The 20,790-nt window shown below is 33.9% G+C and carries 22 protein-coding genes and 1 pseudogene; 20 read left to right on the forward strand and 3 right to left on the reverse strand.

The features are described from left to right. Positions 1-8 precede the first annotated feature (8 nt). The 3 genes and pseudogenes from FH036_RS02885 to ltaS all read left to right on the forward strand — a co-directional run. Positions 9-470: pseudogene (locus tag FH036_RS02885) on the forward strand (P-loop NTPase family protein); the annotation flags it as partial. A gap of 377 nt (positions 471-847) precedes the next feature. Then, positions 848-2,473 (forward strand): ABC-F family ATP-binding cassette domain-containing protein, encoded by a 1,626-nt coding sequence (locus FH036_RS02890; protein ID WP_000633868.1) that lies wholly within the window; start codon positions 848-850, stop codon positions 2,471-2,473. 530 nt (positions 2,474-3,003) lie between these two features. Then, positions 3,004-4,977 (forward strand): lipoteichoic acid synthase, encoded by a 1,974-nt coding sequence (gene ltaS, locus FH036_RS02900; protein WP_139895314.1) that lies wholly within the window; start codon positions 3,004-3,006, stop codon positions 4,975-4,977. Between the two features lie 56 nt (positions 4,978-5,033). On the opposite strand, the gene FH036_RS02905 is transcribed toward ltaS, so the two are convergent. The 3 genes from FH036_RS02905 to FH036_RS02915 all read right to left on the reverse strand — a co-directional run bounded on the left by FH036_RS02905 (position 5,034) and on the right by FH036_RS02915 (position 7,490). Further along, positions 5,034-5,708: a TerC family protein gene (locus FH036_RS02905; protein ID WP_000346926.1), complete on the reverse strand. Its 675-nt coding sequence runs from the start codon at positions 5,706-5,708 to the stop codon at positions 5,034-5,036. Between the two features lie 110 nt (positions 5,709-5,818). Beyond that, positions 5,819-6,481 carry a DUF3841 domain-containing protein gene (locus tag FH036_RS02910; RefSeq protein ID WP_138321829.1) on the reverse strand — a complete coding sequence of 221 codons (663 nt, stop codon included), beginning with the start codon at positions 6,479-6,481 and terminating at the stop codon, positions 5,819-5,821. Between the two features lie 181 nt (positions 6,482-6,662). Next, positions 6,663-7,490, reverse strand: coding sequence for a peptidoglycan-N-acetylglucosamine deacetylase (locus tag FH036_RS02915; protein ID WP_139895315.1), 828 nt, complete (start codon positions 7,488-7,490; stop codon positions 6,663-6,665). A gap of 375 nt (positions 7,491-7,865) precedes the next feature. Between FH036_RS02915 and FH036_RS02920 the strand changes: the two genes are divergently transcribed. From FH036_RS02920 to FH036_RS03000, 17 genes are all read left to right on the forward strand, one after another. Further along, on the forward strand, positions 7,866-8,549 hold the full coding sequence (locus FH036_RS02920; RefSeq protein ID WP_139895316.1) for a DNA alkylation repair protein: 684 nt from the start codon (positions 7,866-7,868) through the stop codon (positions 8,547-8,549). A gap of 16 nt (positions 8,550-8,565) precedes the next feature. Then, entirely contained in the window at positions 8,566-9,267 is a 702-nt protein-coding gene (locus FH036_RS02925; RefSeq protein ID WP_139895317.1) for a nucleotidyltransferase domain-containing protein, read from the forward strand. A 15-nt stretch (positions 9,268-9,282) separates the two neighbouring features. Then, positions 9,283-9,828 (forward strand): GNAT family N-acetyltransferase, encoded by a 546-nt coding sequence (locus FH036_RS02930; protein ID WP_001024999.1) that lies wholly within the window; start codon positions 9,283-9,285, stop codon positions 9,826-9,828. A gap of 34 nt (positions 9,829-9,862) precedes the next feature. Beyond that, the gene (locus FH036_RS02935; protein WP_139895318.1) at positions 9,863-10,363 is read left to right on the forward strand and encodes a GNAT family N-acetyltransferase; all 501 of its coding nucleotides are present in this window, start codon (positions 9,863-9,865) and stop codon (positions 10,361-10,363) included. 15 nt (positions 10,364-10,378) lie between these two features. After that, positions 10,379-10,900, forward strand: coding sequence for a DinB family protein (locus FH036_RS02940; RefSeq protein ID WP_139895319.1), 522 nt, complete (start codon positions 10,379-10,381; stop codon positions 10,898-10,900). Between the two features lie 69 nt (positions 10,901-10,969). Continuing rightward, positions 10,970-11,908, forward strand: a complete 939-nt coding sequence (locus FH036_RS02945) for a DMT family transporter (protein WP_000643664.1) — start codon at positions 10,970-10,972, stop codon at positions 11,906-11,908. A 56-nt stretch (positions 11,909-11,964) separates the two neighbouring features. Beyond that, positions 11,965-12,381, forward strand: a complete 417-nt coding sequence (locus tag FH036_RS02950; protein WP_139895320.1) for a GNAT family N-acetyltransferase — start codon at positions 11,965-11,967, stop codon at positions 12,379-12,381. Between the two features lie 97 nt (positions 12,382-12,478). After that, entirely contained in the window at positions 12,479-13,090 is a 612-nt protein-coding gene (locus FH036_RS02955; RefSeq protein ID WP_139895321.1) for a hypothetical protein, read from the forward strand. A gap of 20 nt (positions 13,091-13,110) precedes the next feature. Then, positions 13,111-14,358, forward strand: a complete 1,248-nt coding sequence (locus FH036_RS02960; RefSeq protein WP_000287869.1) for a glutathionylspermidine synthase family protein — start codon at positions 13,111-13,113, stop codon at positions 14,356-14,358. Positions 14,359-14,534: 176 nt separating this feature from the next. Beyond that, the gene (gene aacC / locus FH036_RS02965; RefSeq protein ID WP_139895459.1) at positions 14,535-15,332 is read left to right on the forward strand and encodes a BA2930 family N-acetyltransferase; all 798 of its coding nucleotides are present in this window, start codon (positions 14,535-14,537) and stop codon (positions 15,330-15,332) included. A gap of 15 nt (positions 15,333-15,347) precedes the next feature. Next, positions 15,348-16,037, forward strand: a complete 690-nt coding sequence (locus FH036_RS02970; RefSeq protein WP_138321839.1) for a phosphopantothenoylcysteine decarboxylase domain-containing protein — start codon at positions 15,348-15,350, stop codon at positions 16,035-16,037. Positions 16,038-16,160: 123 nt separating this feature from the next. Then, positions 16,161-16,634 carry a tetratricopeptide repeat protein gene (locus FH036_RS02975; RefSeq protein WP_000400626.1) on the forward strand — a complete coding sequence of 158 codons (474 nt, stop codon included), beginning with the start codon at positions 16,161-16,163 and terminating at the stop codon, positions 16,632-16,634. 12 nt (positions 16,635-16,646) lie between these two features. Then, complete coding sequence (locus FH036_RS02980) at positions 16,647-17,696, forward strand: hypothetical protein (RefSeq protein ID WP_139895322.1); 1,050 nt, start codon at positions 16,647-16,649, stop codon at positions 17,694-17,696. Further along, positions 17,689-18,174, forward strand: a complete 486-nt coding sequence (locus FH036_RS02985; protein WP_139895323.1) for an NUDIX hydrolase — start codon at positions 17,689-17,691, stop codon at positions 18,172-18,174. Before FH036_RS02980 ends, FH036_RS02985 begins: the two co-directional genes overlap by 8 nt. Before the next feature lie 156 nt (positions 18,175-18,330). Continuing rightward, entirely contained in the window at positions 18,331-18,840 is a 510-nt protein-coding gene (locus FH036_RS02990; protein WP_138321845.1) for a ribonuclease FAU-1 family protein, read from the forward strand. A 181-nt stretch (positions 18,841-19,021) separates the two neighbouring features. Further along, positions 19,022-19,777 carry an ABC transporter ATP-binding protein gene (locus tag FH036_RS02995; protein ID WP_139895324.1) on the forward strand — a complete coding sequence of 252 codons (756 nt, stop codon included), beginning with the start codon at positions 19,022-19,024 and terminating at the stop codon, positions 19,775-19,777. Positions 19,778-19,794: 17 nt separating this feature from the next. Continuing rightward, positions 19,795-20,781 carry an aliphatic sulfonate ABC transporter substrate-binding protein gene (locus FH036_RS03000; protein ID WP_139895325.1) on the forward strand — a complete coding sequence of 329 codons (987 nt, stop codon included), beginning with the start codon at positions 19,795-19,797 and terminating at the stop codon, positions 20,779-20,781. Positions 20,782-20,790 lie beyond the last annotated feature (9 nt).

Raw genomic sequence — 20,790 nt, forward strand, 5'->3', positions numbered from 1 at the left:
TCACATATGATTTTGCTGAAATTGCTCTAGAAGATGATAAGGTTTATATTTTTGAATGTTGTTTCATACAAAATCCATTAACGATTGGGATGATTAAATACGGTGAACAAAAAGAAAAAATAATAAATTATGTAATGAAAGTTGCAAAAATCATAGAGAATCTAAATCCAATGTTATTCTATGTAGAACAAGATGATCTTGAATTTTCATTTAGGAAGGCATTAAAAGAAAGAAATCCAGAATGGTCCACAGGAATTGTCGACTATTACACGAATCAGGTCTATGGGAAAGAACATAACCATTCAGGGGTAGAAGGAGCGATAAAAGTTCTTGAAGCTAGAAGGAATTTAGAGTTAGAAATATTCGATATGTTAAAAATGAAAAAAGAAAAAATCAATAATACAAAATATGAAATTGACTCATATAGATCAATGTTAAAAGATAAATTAACAATACAAATGGTGAAATAGCTTTTTACACTAACTGGTGCTTTAGTTGGAGAAAGAAATAAAAACGCTCAGAATATTTTCTGAGCGTTTTAGTTTGCTATTTATAATGCGAAATGCATACAAATTATTGTATTATTTCAATTGATAAACATAATGCTCCAATTATAAATGTTTTTTCAAAATGAATCCTCTTTAAAACGTGTATGTAACTTTAATATAATTAAAAACAAAGGTTTTATTCGAGTTTGGAAAGAAAGGAATAGCAATCAACCGTTGCTATTCATCCAGCTTCTACTATATAATAGCTATAGTCTACAATAATTGAGTCGTAATATGCGATTTTTTAAGACAATCGGTGAGAAAACGCTGAAATAAGCGGTATTAGTAGGAGGACACAAATGATTACAGTAAGTAACGTTAGTTTGCGTTTCGCGGATCGCAAATTGTTTGAAGATGTTAACATAAAATTCACGCCAGGTAACTGCTACGGTTTAATCGGAGCAAACGGTGCTGGTAAATCAACGTTTCTAAAGATTTTATCTGGAGAAATCGAACCATCAACAGGTGACATACATATTACGCCAGGCGAGCGTCTAGCAGTATTAAAACAGAACCACTTTGAATATGAAGAGTTTCCGGTATTAGAAACTGTAATTATGGGTCATACTCGTCTTTACAAAGTAATGCAAGAGAAAAATGCCATTTACATGAAAGAAGACTTTAGTGATGAAGATGGTATGCGTGCTGCAGAACTTGAAGGTGAGTTTGCTGAGCTGAACGGTTGGGAAGCTGAGTCAGAAGCTGCAATCCTTCTTAAAGGTTTAGGTATTGGTGAAGACCTTCATGATAAGAAAATGTCTGAGTTAACTGGTGCAGAGAAAGTAAAAGTATTACTTGCTCAAGCTTTATTCGGTCAACCTGATATTCTATTACTAGATGAGCCTACCAACCACTTGGACTTAAAAGCGATTCAATGGTTAGAAAACTTCTTAATGAACTTTGAAAATACAGTTATCGTTGTATCCCATGACCGTCACTTCTTAAATAAAGTATGTACGCACATGGCTGATCTTGATTTCGGTAAAATTCAACTTTATGTTGGTAACTATGACTTCTGGTATGAGTCAAGCCAATTAGCTTTAAAATTAACACAAGATGCTAATAAGAAAAAAGAAGAGAAAGTAAAAGAGTTACAGAACTTCATTGCGCGCTTTAGCTCAAACGCATCTAAAGCGAAACAAGCAACTTCTCGTAAAAAATTATTAGATAAAATTACATTAGATGATATTAAGCCATCATCTCGTCGTTACCCGTTCGTTGGCTTCACACCAGAACGTGAAGTAGGAAATGACTTATTAACTGTTGAAGGTCTTTCTAAAACAATTGATGGTGAAAAAGTGTTAGATAATGTGTACTTCACTTTAAATAAAGGTGATAAAGTTGCATTTATCGGTCGTAACGATATTGCAATGACGACATTATTTAAAATCCTTATGGGTGAAATGGAGCCAGATAGTGGTTCATTTAAATGGGGCGTTACAACATCTCAATCGTACTTCCCAAGAGATAACTCTAAATACTTTGAGAACAGTGACTACAATTTAGTTGAATGGTTACGTCAATTCTCTCCACAAGATGAGTCAGAAAGCTTCTTACGTGGTTTCTTAGGCCGTATGTTATTCTCAGGCGAAGAAGTTAAGAAGAACGTTTCTGTACTATCTGGAGGCGAAAAAGTTCGTTGTATGTTATCTAAAATGATGTTAAGTGGTGCAAACGTTATTACACTTGACGACCCAACGAACCACTTAGACCTTGAGTCTATCACTGCATTAAACAATGGTTTAATTGCATTTAAAGGTACAATTTTATTCACATCACATGACCATCAGTTCGTACAAACAATTGCAAACCGCATTATCGAAGTAACGCCAAACGGTGTAATCGATAAAGAGGCTACTTACGATGAGTTCTTAGAAAATGAAGAACTTCAAAAACAAGTAGATGCAATGTACAAAGGTCAATAATAAATGATGAAAACCTCGCTCTTGTTTTGAGAGCGAGTTTTTTTTTTAATCAATGATTTTATGTGTTATGAATAATTATACAAGGATAACTTTAGAGATGAAATTGATATTTTGATATTGCATATTGAGAAATGGTTGCAGCATGAATAAAGTTGAAATATATGAAAGGATGTAATATACACTGAAAAAAACTAATGCTATCTATTGTGAATTTAATTATATTACATTAATGTTCCAGAACTGGAGACATATTTATTTGCGAAGTAGGGAATAAAGGTATATAGTATGTGATGTCATAATTAGTGGATGAATCTTGGGAGAAAACAGAAAATGTTACAAATTTATTTTGTTAAATAGAAACCAAGGTCAAAATGTATAGAAAGAAATAGTTGAATAAATACTAGCTTCAAATTATAATTACTAGTATTCTTCATATAGTTAAATAAATAGAATCTATTTGAAGATAAAAAATTGAATAGAGAGACAGACTTATAAAAAATAAGCCTTGGATGATCAAAAGAGGTGGAGAAATGAAACAATTCTTATTAAAGAGCAAAAGCGTGCTAAGCAATCATTTTGGATTCTTTCTGTTTGCCGTTATTTTATTTTGGCTCAAAACATATGCGGCTTATGTAACGGAATTTAATTTAGGTATTTCAAATACAATCCAAAAATTCTTGCTGTTTTTCAACCCGCTTAGTTCAGCAGTGCTATTTTTAGGACTTGCATTATTTGCAAAAGGGAAACGATCTTATATTTGGTTAATTGTTATCAACTTCTTATTGTCGATTCTTTTATATGCAAACGTCGTATACTATCGCTTTTTCAGTGACTTTATTACGTTCCCGACGTTGACACAAACGAATAACTTTGGAGATTTAGGTGGTAGTATTGTTGCGTTGCTACATCTTTATGATCCGCTATACTTTTTAGATACAATTATTTTAATTGTGTTAGTTGCAACGAAATTTGCAAATCCAAAATCAATTCGTGTTGCGAAGCATAAAGTATCACTAGTATTTGTAGCAGGTATTTTATTATTCAGTGTTAACTTAGGACTTGCAGAATCTGACCGTCCTGAATTATTAACAAGAACGTTTGACCGGAATTATATTGTGAAATATTTAGGGGCGTATAACTACACAATTTATGATGGAATTCAAAGTGCGAAAGCATCAACGGAAAGAGCGTTAGCTGATGGAGATAATATGACAGAAGTAAGAAATTATTTAACATCAACTTATGCTAGTCCGAATCCTGAGTATTTCGGTAAAGGTAAGGGAATGAACGTAATTTATATTCATTTAGAGTCATTCCAAAACTTCTTAATTGATTATAAATTAAACGGTCAAGAAGTTACGCCGTTCTTAAACTCATTTACAAAAGATGCGAATACGCTTTATTTTGATAACTTCTTCCATCAAACAGGACAAGGGAAAACATCTGATGCGGAGTTTATGTTAGAGAATTCTATGTTTGGTTTACCACAAGGGTCTGTATTTACAACGAAATCTCATAATACGTATCAATCAGCACCAGCAATTTTAGGACAACAAGGATACACATCAGCTGTATTCCATGGTAACTATAAAACATTTTGGAACCGTGACGATATTTATAAATCATTTGGTTTTAATAAATTCTTTGATGCTTCATACTATGATATGAACGAAAAAGATGTAGTAAACTATGGATTAAAAGATAAACCATTCTTCAATGAATCCATTCCGTTATTAGAAACATTGAAACAACCGTTCTATACGAAGTTTATTACGTTATCGAATCACTTCCCGTATCCGATTGATAAAGAGGAAGCGACAATTGAACCAGCAAACACAGGTGACTCGTCTGTAGATACGTATTTCCAAACAGCACGTTATTTAGACGAATCTGTAAAAGGTTTCATCGATTACTTGAAACAATCTGGTTTATACGATAATTCTATTATCGTTATGTACGGAGACCATTACGGTATTTCAGATAATCATAATGCAGCAATGTCAAAAGTAATGGGTAAAGAAATTAACTCATTTGAAAATGCACAGTTACAACGTGTACCATTTATCGTTCGTGTACCAGGTGTGAAAGGTGGCGTACAACATCAATATGGTGGTGAAATTGATGTTCTTCCAACTCTTTTACACTTACTAGGAACAGATACAAAAAATTATGTTCAATTTGGTTCAGATTTATTATCACCAGATCATAAACAAGTTGTTGCGTTCCGTAACGGCAACTTCGTAAGCCCAACAGTTACTGCATTAAACGGCAAATACTATGATACAACGACTGGAAAACCAGTAGAATTTACAGATGAAATAAAACAAAATGAACAAATGGTTCAAAACTCGTTAAAATACTCTGACCAAGTCGTAAATGGTGACTTATTACGATTCTACACACCGGAAGGATTTACACCGATAGATCGTTCGAAGTATAACTATAACAATCGTGATAAAAACAAAACGAAAGTAAAAACGACTCCGGAAGGGGAAGCTAAATAAATAACAAAAGGCACTATTCCTATGAATAGTGCCTTTTGTTTGTAAATAAAACATCATCATGAGATAGAACCATCTGTTGCTTTCTGTTTTGCCTTTCCGAAGAAAACTACACCGGCAATGATGATAATGATGAATGCCCATTTTATGAAAGGATTACTTTCGAAAAATGCAGCGAACCATTTCTCGTCTACAATCATTTTCGCAGCGGTATAAGCTAAAACAGCTGCTCCAATCGTAATGATGATAGGATAACGGTCAACCCATTTTAAAATTAATGTACTGCCCCAAACTACTACTGGAATTGAAACTAATAGCCCGATGATTACTAAAGAAAAGTTGCCATGCGCAGCTCCAGCAACAGCGAGAACGTTATCAATTCCCATCAATGCATCAGCAATGATAATGGTTTTAATAGCAGACCAGAAACCTTCTTCTGCCTTAATATCGTGATCTTTGCCTTCAGCAATTAATTTGTAAGCGATCCATATAAGGAGTGCACCACCAATTAGAAGTAGCCCTGGTATTTTTAACAACCAAACGACAACTAAGGTAGCAAGGGCTCTAATCGCGATTGCCCCGATAGTTCCCCATATAATAACTTTCTTTTGCTGATCTTTCGGTAATCGCCTTGCTGCTAATCCAATTACAATGGCATTATCACCGGCTAACACTAAATCAATTACAATGATGGCAAGTAGGGCGGACAAATATTCGGCTGAAAGAAAATCCATATACACATCACTCCTTAAGAGTAATATGTGCTAAAGTGTTGATAATATAAAAAATAGGATTGAATTTGTATATTCAATCCATAATTTCTTACTGTATTTTGATATATGTTTTAATTTCGTATAAGTCGCTTTTGTACTCTTTTTTGTTTATCGTTTCGCTTTCTTAATTTTCGATTCATCTTTTTAATGCGGTTTTCTTTTTTATTATCCCAGTTATCACTTCTGATTTTACTAATAGACTTATCTGTCTTAGCACGAAAACGTCTTACTTTTTTCACGAAGGAAAGGGGTATTTTGCCGATAACACCTTGTTTTTCTAACGAATCCTCTTTACCTAGACACCAATCAGGATGAGATAATAAATAGTCGAAATCGAATATTATCCCGTATTCTTTATCCATATAGGTATACCATTCATCTAAAGTACACTTGTTTTTTGTATGTAAATATATTGATCCATCAGTCATAGCGCAGCACCAATAGTCAAAGTAGCTCCATAGTACCCATTCTTTCGGTACATCTAGTGTTAAAATTACCATTTTTGAATTTTCTCTACCCCAAGCTTTATGATTTCGATTTGGGTAATTATTTGCTTCCCAGACCCAAATAGGGTAGTTACCATCGTAATGAGGCAACCTTGTTTTAGCAGCGCGCACCATCCAGTTATATGAATATAAATTGTCTAGATCGATGAATTCTTTATTACCTTCTAAATAACCAAGTTTCTTAAATTGTTTCCAAGCTTCTTCAGTTTGTACTGTATATACGATCATATGACACCTACTTATTTAAAATAGATTATAGTATAACATGTGATGTTTTCAAGTTAAATTCATGTGATTTGTAATTTTTATTGATATTAGAGAAAGTGGAGTTTGAGTCGAATATAAGAGGAGTAATTCCAAAAACGATAAAAAGACTTGATTCCTAGTTAAAGGAAATCAAGTCTTTTTATTACATACGATTATCGTGCCAGAAGTTTAATGGGAAGTGTTCGTTCTCACTATAGGCTTCTAATTCATATCCTTTTTCTTTCAGCCCTTTAATAATACCAGGTACTGCTTTTACGGACTGTGGATGAATGTCGTGCATAAGGATAACTTCTGTTGGCTTGTTTGCACCATTAATAACGTTTTCTACAATTTTAGCAGATGCAGCGTCAACCTGCATTTTGTTATATTTCCAGTCTAAAGAATCAATTGTCCAATCCCAAACTTTTAGCCCATTCTCAACAACTTTGTTGCGAAGCGCTTCGTTTAATCCTGGCATTGAGCCGTAAGAAGGACGAGTTAATACTGGTGATTTACCTAGAACGCCAGCGATTAATCCTTGATCTTCTTTCATCTCATCTACGTAATGACCTTCTGTGTAAAGTTTCTTGTAGTTATGAGTCATACTGTGCATCCCAACGTAGTGGCCTTCAGCATCTTCACGCTTTACAAGAGCAGGAAAAGCTTTTACATTTGAACCAATAAGGAAGAATGTTGCTTTTGCATTTTCTTTCTTTAACATATCTAAAAGCTCAGCTGTGTATTTTCCAGGACCATCATCAAATGTTAAATAAGCTACTTTTCTAACTTGCCCATTGTATTGTTTTGGAGCTTCTTTCGGTGCAAGAGACGATTGAATTTCACTTACAAGTTGAACAGATTTTGCTTCATCCTCTGTACTTGCTAGAGCAGTATGTGTTGATCCTAAAGCCGCTTCGTATGTAAATAATACCCCCGCGCAAATCAACATAGCCCTTTTCACTAAAGTTGTCATTCGAATTCCATTGTGCATAATTTTCCTTCTCTCTATAAAAGTTCTACTCTACTATATTAGCAATTATAGGGAGGTAATTGCAAAAAAACTTTTTTACAAGTGCAAAAAAGTTTGTCCAAAAGTATGCAAGATTTCAATATTTTGCAGGTTTATTAAAATGAAACAAAAATTGAATGAAAATGCATGTGATTTGTTCATATATAGTAAATTCAATGAGTGAGTTAGTAGAGGGTATATAATATTCTAGCGAAGAGGGTGCCTGTTGTATGAAAACGTGTCTTTAAAATTTCACATACCGCATTTAAAAAGTAAATATAGGAAAACCAAAAAGTAATGTGGAATATATCGTACATACATATATGAAGTCAACATAAAAAATAAAGAGGTGGGTATATGTTACTTGAAGAAGTAATGCAGCAACTAGAGGAATACGGAACAGAACAGAATCGTAAAACGTATAAAAATCATGGGGCGAAAGAGCCACTATTCGGAGTTAGTTTTGCCAATTTAAAATTGTTAAAAAAGAAGATAAAAAAAGATCATGATTTAGCAATTTTATTATGGGAAACAAAAAATATGGATGCAATGACATTAGCAACAATGATATTAGATCCAAAAAAAGTTACGACAGAACTACTAAATAATTGGGTACAGGAAGTTGATTATTATTGTTTAATGGATGTTTTAATGACGGCTATTTGTACGTCGCCAATCGCGATAGAAAGAATGGAAGACTGGACAAAGTCTCATGATGAATGGATTGGAAGAGCAGGCTGGTCTTTATTAGCAAATATAGCGATTAAAAATAAAACGTTACAGGATGATGTCTTCTCTCCTTATCTAGATGAGATTAAAGAAAATATACATAATGAAAAAAATAGAAAAAGAGAAGCAATGAATAGTGCTTTAATTGCGATAGGAATTCGTAATGAAGACTTAGAGCGAAAAGCGATTGAAATTGCACGTGAAATTGGAAAAGTACAGGTTGATCACGGGGCAACGTCATGCAAAACACCAGACGCAGAGTCGTATATAAAAAAAGCGAGAGAAAGAGCTGCAAAAAAGAAAGTGAAATAAGAAAAGGGGAACGGTTATGAAAGCAATGGAAGCGGCAAAAAGCATAATTACATCACACTTTCCGGATTGTGATGTAGCTTTACTTGGAGGAAGCGTTGCAAGAGGGGAAGCGACAAAAACATCTGATCTGGACATTGTAATAATAGATCCTAGTTTGTTATCTTGTTATAGAGAATCTTTCTATAGTAATGGATGGCCAGTTGAGGTATTTGTACATAATTTTGAAACGTTAAAAACCTTTTTTAAAATGGATTGTGATCGCGGAAGACCTTCGTTACCACAATTAGTTGCAGAAGGTGTTGTATTAAAAGGGGAAGATGAAATTGTTGAGAAATTAAAAAGCGAAGCGAATGAGTTACTAAATAAAGGACCAGCTAAATGGACTGAAGAAATGATGAAGCAGAAGCGTTATTTTATTACAGATACTTTGGATGATTTTATTGGTGCATCAAAAAGAGAAGAAGAGTTGTTTATCGCGAATTTATTAGCTGATTTATTACATGAATATGTATTAAGAGTAAATGGGAAATGGCTTGGAAGTTCAAAATGGTTTATAAGGGTACTTAGAAAATATGATGAACAATACGCAGATCAATTTGTAGTGGCGTTCGATCATTTTTATATAACGGGAGAGAAAATAAAATTAATTACTTTTGTAGAAAAAACGCTAGAACAGTATGGAGGAAGAATGTTCGAAGGTTTTTGTATAGGAAAGTAAAAAGGGGATAATACAATGAATATACCATTCGTTCAATTAAGAGAACTGACACTAGATGATGTAGAAGACCGATATCAATGGTCATTAGATACAAAAGTAACAAAACATTTAGTTGTACCAGATCAATATCCACCGTTCACTCGTGAAGATACAAAAAAATGGATTGAAGCATGTATAAATCGAAAAAATGGTTACGAACAAAGAGCTATCACTGCGGAGAACGGCATACATATTGGATGGGTAGATCTTAAAAACTTTGATAAAACAAATAAAAATGCAGAATTGGGAATCGCGATTGGTAATAAAGAATACTGGGGTAAAGGGTATGGAATAGCTGCCCTATATAGTATGTTACATGTAGCATTCTTTGAATTTGAATTAGAAAAAGTATGGCTACGTGTAGATGAAGATAATTTTCAAGCTAGAAAGAGCTATGAAAAGGCTGGTTTTGTATGCGAAGGGTTAATGAGAAATGATCGATTACGTAGAGGGCAGTTCATTCATCGCTATCGTTATAGTATGTTAAGAGAAGAATATCAATCTTTAATTAGTAGTTTATAAAAATGTTATGTTAACTAAAGGGAGATAGAGAAATATGATTCGATTACTTACGAAAGAAGATGCAAAAAAATATTGGGACTTACGTTTACAAGCATTACAAGTAAATCCAGAGGCATTTGTAACAACTTATGAAGAGGCGATTCGTCAAGAAAACCCGATTAAGCGAGTGGAAAGTAATTTAACAGCTACTACTAGTTGTACATTCGGTGCTTTTAATGAGGATCATCAATTAGTTGGAGTTGTCACTTTACTAACAGAAGAGAAAGAGGCGTATAAACATAAAGGACATATCGTTGCGATGTATGTAGATGCAAGCAATCGAAGAAATGGCCTTGCACGTGATTTAATAAGTAAGGCAATTGAAAGAGCAAGAGAAATGAACTTGGAACAATTGACATTAGGTGTTGTATCCACTAACGAGCCAGCAAAAAGGTTGTATGAATTAATGGGCTTTAAAACGTATGGGATTGAAAAGAGAGCTATAAAGATGAATGGTGTGTATAGTGATGATGAACACATGGTTTTGTTCCTTTAAAAGAGGGAGTTTACTATGAAAGATCTCCATTTAGAAAAAAATATGAACCCGCAAGTGGCAATTCTATATGCGACAGTTGCCGATACATTTAAACGGTTGCAAAAGTTAGTAGAGGGTACTGATGAGAAAGAACTGTCTTTTAAAGGGTTAAAAAATAATGAAAATAGTATTGGACAACTACTTCAACATTTAGCAGTTGTCGATTTGCATTGGGTATACCGCTTAAAAGGAGAACCCGTTCCACTGGCACTTGATAATATATATGGACCTATGTTAAATGAAGCGGGAGAGCTGCCAAGTTTAAGAAAACAGACGTTGCAAGAATTAATGCAAGATTATGAAGCAGTGCAACATATGTTTTATGAGGAATGTGTGAAACTAACAGAAAATGATTTAACACGAGAGGTTTTTTATGAAAAGGGAGAAAATGCGACTATAAGGTGGGGAATATGGCATATAGCTGATCATAGTCGGTACCATCAAGCTCATATTAGTCAGTTAAGAAAACTATATAGAGCTAGAATGCATACGAGATAAAGATTTCGAATTTTAATTATATTTAATTTGTTGTATAGTATAAGAAGAAACTAAACAAGGGGTTTTATAATGAAAGCTATTGCAGTAGGGATATTGGCATCATTTTTCTTTGCCTTTACTTTCGTTTTAAATCGGGCGATGGACCTAGAAGGTGGAAGCTGGATTTGGAGTGCATCATTACGGTACTACTTTATGGTTCCAATGCTTTTACTTATTGTCATGTATAGAGGAAATTTAAAGCAACTCTTTCAATATATGAAAAACAATCCGAAAGAATGGTTAGTTTGGAGTATTGTTGGATTTGGTCTCTTCTATGCACCACTTAGTTTTGCTGGAGCTTTCGGACCTGGTTGGCTCGTTGCATCAACATGGCAAATTACGATCGTAGCAGGGATTTTGTTAACACCATTTTTTGCAGTAGATCCGTTACATAAAAAACTCCCAATGAAGGAATTAGTTATGTCGGGTATTATTTTATGTGGTGTTGTACTCATGCAAGTAGAACATGCTTCTTCATTAGGAATTCGTGAAACTGTTTTATGTGTAGTTCCTGTACTTATTGCAGCGTTTGCATACCCTCTTGGAAATCGAAAAATGATGCAAGTTTGTAAAGGGGAATTAGATGTATTTCAGCGAGTTCTCGGTATGACATTAGCAAGCTTACCATTTTGGTTTTTACTATCTGGTTATGAAGTATCAACAGGTGGTCTACCGTCAAGTAGCCAAGTTTTCCAATGTTTTATAGTAGCAGTTAGTTCTGGCTTAATCGCAACGGTATTATTCTTCTTTGCGACAGATCTTGTAAAAGATGATCCGCAAAAACTAGCAACAGTGGAAGCAACTCAGTCCGGTGAGGTTTTATTTGCGCTAGTAGGAGAACTCATCTTGTTATCTGCACCAATTCCGTCATCTTTATCTTGGATTGGTATGAGTCTAGTTATTATTGGAATGATACTACATAGTTATGTAGCGGTCGTTGTGAAGAAAGAAGAAAAAATAACGGCGTAATGAGATTAGCTCTTTATATAAAGAGCTAATCTTTTTTCATAGAAAGGAATGATGATATGAATTTGCAACGCGTTGAACAAATTGAGAAAGATCCCATTTTAAATGTACTACAGTATGCAGTCGGACCAAGTGAAACTAGCTTAAAGAAAGCAGTTTTATTTTATGGTAGGAATAAAGGGGATTTTTATAAATTTGAAGAACAGGCTTGTATAGGTATTGAAATAATAGGAGCAAATAAAGCGGAAATTTGCCATATAGCAGTCGCTCCGAAATATCGTTATAAAGGAATTGCATTGCAAATGATAAAGGAAGTAGTAAGAATACATCAATTGACGTATCTCGAGGCTGAGACAGACGATGAGGCAGTAGAATTTTATAAAAAAATTGGTTTTCAAGTTAAAAGTTTAGGTGAAAAATATCCGGGGATTGAAAGGTTTTATTGTTACTTGGAAAAACAGTGTGAAAATATGTAAATTTGAATTTCATGTATAGTTTGAAAAAAGTAAGATTTACATTATATAATAAAGGTATCTGGAAAAATATAGATAAAAGAAATTAGGTGTATAACACATGAGAATGGATAAAAGTAAATTTATAAAAATTGCTACTTCGATAGGTGTATCATCTTTTTTATTAACTGGATGTGGCGATTATGAAGAAGATACTGCTCAACAAGAAAGTACTGCTGTTAAAACAGATGGTGGAAAACAAGGAGATGAACAAGAAACTTTAAATTGCAATGATAAAACTCCTACTAATGAAAATGTAGAAAATGATGAGTTATGTAAGGAAATGAATCCGTCATTTTCATCGTATCATGAAAATTCACATTTACCGATACTGCCATTCGTAGCAGGATATTTATTAGCAAGCAGAACTTCAAATATGAATTATACAGCAAAACCAAATATAATGAAGAAACCATATGCAAATAATATTATTCCATATCGTGAAAAAGACCAAAGTAGAACTGGAGGCAGCGGTGGTGGAGGGTATTACGGCGGAACTAACAGCAACAATAATAAATCTTCCAATAAAGTAGATTTAAATAAACAGCAGCCAAATCCATCAAATAAAGTAACACCAGATACAAATGCGCCGAAATCATCTACGACACAAACGCCGAAAGTGAATTCTGGTTCTAGTGGAATTGGGAATGCAAAAGCGCCAGCCGGATCATAACACGAAAGGATAATAGAATCATGTATACAGAACAAGAGCAGAAAGAGTATATGAAAGTATGGTTTTCACTTGCAGAAGAGGCTGGTCGGAATGGGTTTACTTGGCCGAGTCTATTAGAAAATGAAGAATGGAATCAATATATGGCAACAGGTATGTATCGTATGCCAATAAAAACTTATACTGCTATTTCAAAAGCGACAGAAGAAATTATGTATGTGCTATATAGAACGTATCAATACATTCTCAATACGACAAAAGATTTTCAAAAATTAGGATTTCCAGCTGAAACGTGGGAAATTGCGAGAATGAAACATACAGGTTTGTTTTCATATTTTACAAGGTTTGACTTTATCGTAAATGGTGAAGATATAAAGTTAATAGAAGTAAATTGTGATACACCCACAGGCTATTTAGAGCCATCTGTCGCAAATGAAGTATTATGCCGTTATCACGATGTAAATCATCCAAATCATATAGAAGAGCATATTGTGCAGGCATGGGAACAAATTAAACATGACTATAGTATAGATCCTAGAGAAACGATTTATTTTACGAGTTATGATTGGCATGATGAAGACCATCAAACGGTTCAATTTTTAAGAAGCTATTGTTTAGATCAATCAACAGATTATATAGGTATACAAGATATCGTCGTTGCAGATGATGGTATATATACGCCAAATGGTGAGAGAATTCATTATTTATATAGACTATATCCAATTGAATATTTAGTTTCAGATGCTGATAAAAGCGGTAAAAGAATTGGACTCCAGTTTTTAGATCATATAGCGCAAGGCAGAGTGAAAATCATTAATCCACCAGCTGCTTTTCTTATGCAAAATAAAAGTGTACTCGCTTTAATTTGGCAACTTTACGAAGAAGAAGTTTTCTTTAAGGAAGAGGAGCGAGGAATCATTCAGAAATACTTCCTACCGACATATTTTACAAATAAACCGTTTATAGAAAGAAATGAATCCTATGTTTCTAAACCTTTATACGGCCGTGAAGGCGGAGGAGTATCTATATACGAAAATAATGAACTATTAGCTGAAGATAAAACAGAGTATTACTTTGAACAGCGGAAAATATATCAGCAATACATAGAAATGCCAGACTATACAATTGACACGTGGGACGGTCCGTATACTGGTAAACTATTAATTGGTTCACACTGTATTAGCGGGAGAGCTGCTGGTTTATTTTTACGTGTAGGTGAGAAAATAACAGGAAATTTATCGATGTTTACTGGAGTTACAATTGAAGGATAAATGAAACAAAGAGCTTATCATTTTTGGTGAGCTCTTTGTTTGCATATAGTGTTTTTATGTTTTTGATGTAACGCCTTCATTTTTTGCATAGATAAAATGATTAAGTTAAAAATTAAGAAAAATATGATAATATATGTATGTAGTAGTTTAAAATAAATGGGGGAACAATCGTGAAAATGAATGACATAGTGGCAAGTACGCAATTGCCAAATACAATCAAAACAATTACAAATGATTTAAGAAAATTAGGATTAGAAAAAGGAATGACAGTTATTGTACATTCTTCGTTAAGTTCCATTGGTTGGGTATCAGGCGGAGCAGTTGCAGTAGTAGAGGCGTTAATGGAGGTTATTACAGAAGAGGGAACGATTATTATGCCAACTCAGTCTTCGGATTTATCTGATCCGAAACATTGGTCAAGACCACCTGTACCTGAAGAATGGTGGCAAATTATTCGGGATAACGTTCCAGCATTTGAGCCACATATAACACCAACAAGGGCAATGGGAAAAGTAGTTGAATGTTTTCGTACATATCCGAATGTAGTACGTAGTAACCATCCATTAGGAAGTTTTGCTGCATGGGGAAAACATGCAGAAGAAATAACGATGAATCAGTCACTATCAATGAGTTTAGGAGAAGAATCTCCATTAAGAAAAATATACGATTTAGACGGATACATATTATTAATTGGTGTTGGATATGATTCCAATACTTCTGTACATTTATCAGAAGTACGTTCTGGTGCATGTGAGTTAATAAAAGTAGGGGCACCCATTATAGAAAATGGTGAAAGAGTGTGGAAAGAATTTGTTGATATGGATTATGATTCTGACAAATTTGTAGAAATTGGTGTGGAATTTGAGCAAAAAGGAACTGTGAAAATAGGGAAAATAGGAAACGCAAAGTGCCGTCTTATGAAACAACGTGATATAGTTGACTTTGGAACAGAATGGTTTCGTAAGAAAAATTAGTAAGGGATGGTTACGATGAAGGGGAAAAAGGTATTAATTACAAGCGGTGGTTGTTTAGAAAAATGGGATCAAGTTCGTGGTCATACGAATATGGCAAAAGGAACAATTGGAAGAATAATTGCCGAAGAGCTTATAAGTAAAGGGGCCTATGTTATATATTTACATGGTTATTTTGCGGAGAAACCGAATGATATAAACAATCAATTAGAATTACACCCATTTGAAGGAATTGTTGATTTGCAAGATAAAATGAAAAGTATCATTACGCATGAAAAAGTCGATGCGGTTATTATGGCAGCGGCTGGATCTGATTGGATTGTGGACAAGATTTGTGATCAAGAGGGCAATGTTCTTAATATGAATGGAAAAATCTCAAGTGATATAGCGCCCATTATACATTTTCAAAAGGCACCGAAAGTATTAAAACAAATAAAACAGTGGGATTCAGAAACTGTACTCGTTGGCTTTAAACTTGAAAGCGACGTAAATGAAGAAGAACTGTTTGAAAGAGCGAAAAATAGAATGGAAGAAGCGAAGGCGAGTGTAATGATTGCAAATTCACCACATTCTTTATATTCGCGCGGAGCAGTGCACTACGTAATTGGACAAGACGGTAAAGGGAAGTTATGTAATGGAAAAGATGAAACAGCGAAAGAAATTGTCAAAAGGTTAGAAGTACTATGTAATCACGTTACTGCTTTATAATTTCAAGTATTTGGATAAGAGTGAATCCGCATAGTATATATTGGTAAGCGAAACTTTTTGCTTTGATACAAACGTTAACCATTCAATATGGATACATAGAATAATTGGTGAGGAGTGAATTCTATGGAACATTTATTAAAGCAAGCTATTAAACTCCGGAAAGAAAAGAAATATGCGCAGTCTAAAGAGATACTCATTGGATTAACGAATTTTACGAGGGATGCAGAAGTACTTTATCAATGTGCCTGGATACATGATGTAATGGGGCTGGAAACAGAAGCTATGCCGTATTATGAACAGGCAATTGCAAACGGTCTTGAAGGTGAGTCACTTTGCGGAGCTTATATTGGCCTTGGTAGTACATATCGTTGTATAGGTGAGTATGACAAAGCAATTACTGTTTTAGAAACAGGTTTGCAGCAGTTTCCAGATAATGATGTGATGAAAGTATTTTTGTCATTAGCGAAATATAACGTAAACGATCATGAATCCGCGATGAAATTATTACTTGAAACAGTCGTAAAAGTAGAAGAAGTTAAAGAATTTGAACGTGCTATTTCATTTTATAAAGACCATTTAAACGAGGTTTTTAAATAGAGGAGTGAAAGTATGAGTGTCACACTTTCGCGAAGGCGAAAAGGTATATGGATTGGACTCGTATCTTTAATCTTGTTATCAAACTATTTATTATATGCTCTTCCGATTGTACCAGCTACTCCGAAAGAAGTTGTTCTTGGGTCATTATTAGATTGTATGTTTATAATTCCAATCATTACGTATTTCTTTATTATTCGAAAAAGGTACTCGTTAACGTATATATTTCCTGTTGTAATAGCTGGTTATATATTTGCAAGATTTATTATTCCAAGCGACTATTTACAAGCTTTTTCATACGTTTCTTATATTATAGTTACAGGGGAAATTGCATTTGTATGTGTAGAGTTATTCCTTCTATATAAAATTGTTAGAATGCTTCCTACAATAAGAAAAAAATATAAAGAATATAAAAGTGAGCATTCTTCATTTTCTTATGCAATTGATGCTGCGTTTGACGACACTATGAAAAGAAATAAATTAATAGATATCATTGTAACAGAGTGTAAGTTAATCTATTATGCATTTTTATCGTGGCGTGAAAAAGTGCCAGAAGGTGAATCCGTATACTCATATCATAAAAAGACTGGTGCAATAGGTGTATATATTATGATCATCCATGCGACCTTAATAGAAAGTATCGGTTTTCATTATTTACTTCATCAATGGAACCCAGTAGTAGCATGGATTTTACTTATTTTAAACGTATACGCAATGATTTATTTTTTAGCTGAAATACAAGCAATGCGAAAAAATCCAATTATTGTTGTGGAAAAAGAAATAATCATTCAAATTGGATTAGGAAAGAAAATTATTATACCATTTACACAAATTGATAAAATTACGTTTTATAAAGGAGAGTTTTTAAAGAAAGAGAAAGAGTTTCTTGACGCAACAGTGATGGAATTTATAAAGGAACCTCCAGCATTTGAAATTACACTAAAAGAACCAGTGGAAGCGCAATTGTTATATGGATTTTCTAAAACAGTAAGTCGTGTTCACTTAAATGTTGATGAGGAATGGAAGTTTTATGATATGGTTACGGAGAAGTTGAAACATGAATAATGCTTCTAATTTTCATCGTGCGTTTGGTGTGTATGGCATTTGTATCGAAAACAATAACATATTAGTAATTGATAAAATAAAAGGTCCCTATAGAAATCGGTATGATTTACCTGGTGGTAGTTTAGAAGAAGGAGAATCATTACTAGCTGGACTTCATAGAGAGATGAAAGAAGAGACTGGGCTGAAAGTGAAGGTAGTAAACCAAATAGGTACAGTTGATTTTCAATTCCCATCAAAATTCAAGGAGTACACACATGTTCATCATATCGCAGTTTTTTACGTTGTTGAAAGGTGCGAAGGTGAATTTAAAGTACCGGAACAATTTGAAGGGCAAGATTCAATAGGAGCTAGATGGATTCCGCTAGAAAGTATTACTGAACATAATTCATCTCCTCTTGTATGTAGTGCTGTAGAGTGGTTAACAGAATCTAAGTTTCGTTTAGAAGTAAAGGTGTATAAATCATGGGTTATAAAATAATGATACAACTGGAGTTCTTTCTAACTTAGAAGGAGCTTTTTTTGTGGGCAAGAAAATGAGAGTATATTAATAAAACAAGAAACGAATTCACTAAACAGCTTCTTAGTGGAAAAAGGGTTATAATGAAAGAACTACAACTAAAGGGGAATTTTGAAAATGAGTTGCTTACGTACGTCAGGAATTGAAATTATTGAAAGGAAAATTCGCTATGATGCTTCAACTGTAGATCATGCTTGTTTACTAATAGAAACGCAGCCAGATAAAATTGTGTTGTATCATGAAGTACAGTACTCTTTTACTATGACAGCAAACGATACGAAGTTAACGATCCCGAAAGGAAGTTATACAGTTGCATATTACTGGAGGAATCGTCCATATAATTTATATGTTTGGAGAGATCAGGATGGGAGTTATTTAGGTTCTTATTTTAATATTGTAAAGAATACATGTATAACGGATGAAGTGGTATCCTTTGAAGATTTAATCCTTGATATTATGGTACTTCCAAGCGGAGAATTTTTCATATTGGATGAGGATGAATTACCTGAACCGTTAGAACACTTTGAAGATGGATATGTACAAAAAGCTCTGCATACAGTGTTACATACAATTCAAGAATTACTTCCAAAAATCATTATAGAAACTGCAACAATTTATAAAAAATAAACATCGTTTATTAAAACCTAGTTGACTTATCGGAAATATTTGTATAGTATGTAGTTAATTCTATAATAGCTGATTGGAAAAACCAAAGGCATTTCATTACAAAATGAAATGCCTTTGGTTTTTTTATTATATAAATACTGAATCTGTTCATTTAGATGAATCATTTCAAGGAGGAGAAATAGTGACTGTTTCAATCGATGGAGTATCAAAATATTTTTCGAAACAAACTGGTACGGTTCAAGTGCTAGAAGATATTAATTTCCAATTAGAGAGAGGCGATTTTGTCACTGTAATCGGACCGAGTGGTTGTGGGAAAAGTACGCTTTTGAAAATTGTTGCGGGATTAGATAACGAATTTGAAGGTGAAATTATTATTGATGGGGAGAAAATCGTAAAACCAAGTAAGAAACAAGGTTTTATTTTTCAAGAACATCGCTTATTTCCGTGGTTAACAGTTGAAGAAAATATTGCTGCAGATTTGTCGTTAAAAGATAAGTATGTAAAAGATAAGATAAAGGAATGGATTGAAATCGTTCGATTAGACGGTTTTGAAAAATCTTATCCGAAAGAAATTTCAGGCGGGATGTCACAACGTGTTGCAATTGCGAGAGCCTTATTAAGAGATCCAAATGTATTATTACTTGATGAACCATTCGGGGCACTTGATGCTTTTACTAGAAGTCATTTGCAAGAAGTACTGTTGAATATTTGGGAACAGAAGAAAACGACAATGTTATTCGTCACTCATGATATAGACGAAGCGATATATCTTTCAAACCGAATGATCATCATGAGTGCAAAGCCTGGAAAAATACATAAAGTAATTGAAAATAATTTACCTTATCCACGTAGTAAAACTTCGGAGGCATTCCAAGAGATTCGAAAGAAAGTATTACAGCAGTTTGAGCATGGAGGATTGATTCAAACCAGTATATAGGGAAAGGGTGGGTATTTATGTATAAGAAATTTAAAGTTCTTTCTTTTACTTTAGCTATATCTTTATTTTTATTCGGATGCGAAAAAAGTACAGCGAGTAGCAAGAAAGAAGATGTAACAATACAAATTGGTATACAGCAAGGGTTAAGCCCACTACTATTAGCACAGAAAAAAGGATGGTTTGAAGAAGAGTTTAAAAAAGAAGGAGTTAAAGTGAAATGGACAGAGTTTCAAAGCGGACCTCCCTATTTTGAAGCGATTGCATCAAACCGATTAGACTTTGGCGAAGTTGGAAACTCCCCAGTTATTTCCGCGCAAGCAGCAGGTATTGAATTTACCGAAATTGCTAATACAAGTTATGCGAGGAAAGGCACTGGAATTCTTGTACAAAAAGATAGCAAGATTACGAGTGTAAAAGATTTAAAAGGTAAAAAAATTGCCGTAGCAAAAGGAAGTAGCGCATTTAATTTATTGTATCGAGCATTAGAGAAAGAAGGTATCAATGCGAAAGATGTAAATGTCATTCAACTGCAACCAGATGAAGCGCAGCCAGCATTTGAATCAGGATCAGTAGATGCATGGGCAATTTGGGATCCTTTCATATCGTTACATACGGTAAATAAAGGAGCGAAGGTGATTACAGATGGTGAACAATTAAATGTATCTTCTCCAGAGTTTTTAATTGCGAGAACAAAATTTGCGAAAGAGCATCCAGAATTAGTGGAGAAATTCCTTAAAGTATATGAAAAAGCACGTGTATGGCAAGATGAAAACTTGGATGAAGCAATAAAAATATATACTTCTGCAAAGAAAATAGATGCAGATATTGTAAAAGAAGTGTTTAATCACGACAAACCCATCTTAGTTCCGGTAACGAAAGAAATAGTTGCAGAACAGCAACAGACAGCAGATTTTCAATATAAGCTTGGTTCTATAAAGAAAGAAATTAAGACAGATAAAGTTGTAGATAATTCTTTCGTAGAAAAAGCGTTAAAGGCGAAGTGAAAAGAGGTT

The organism is Bacillus sp. CD3-5, assembly GCF_006349665.1.
GTDB classification, from domain to species: Bacteria; Bacillota; Bacilli; order Bacillales; family Bacillaceae_G; genus Bacillus_A; species Bacillus_A paranthracis.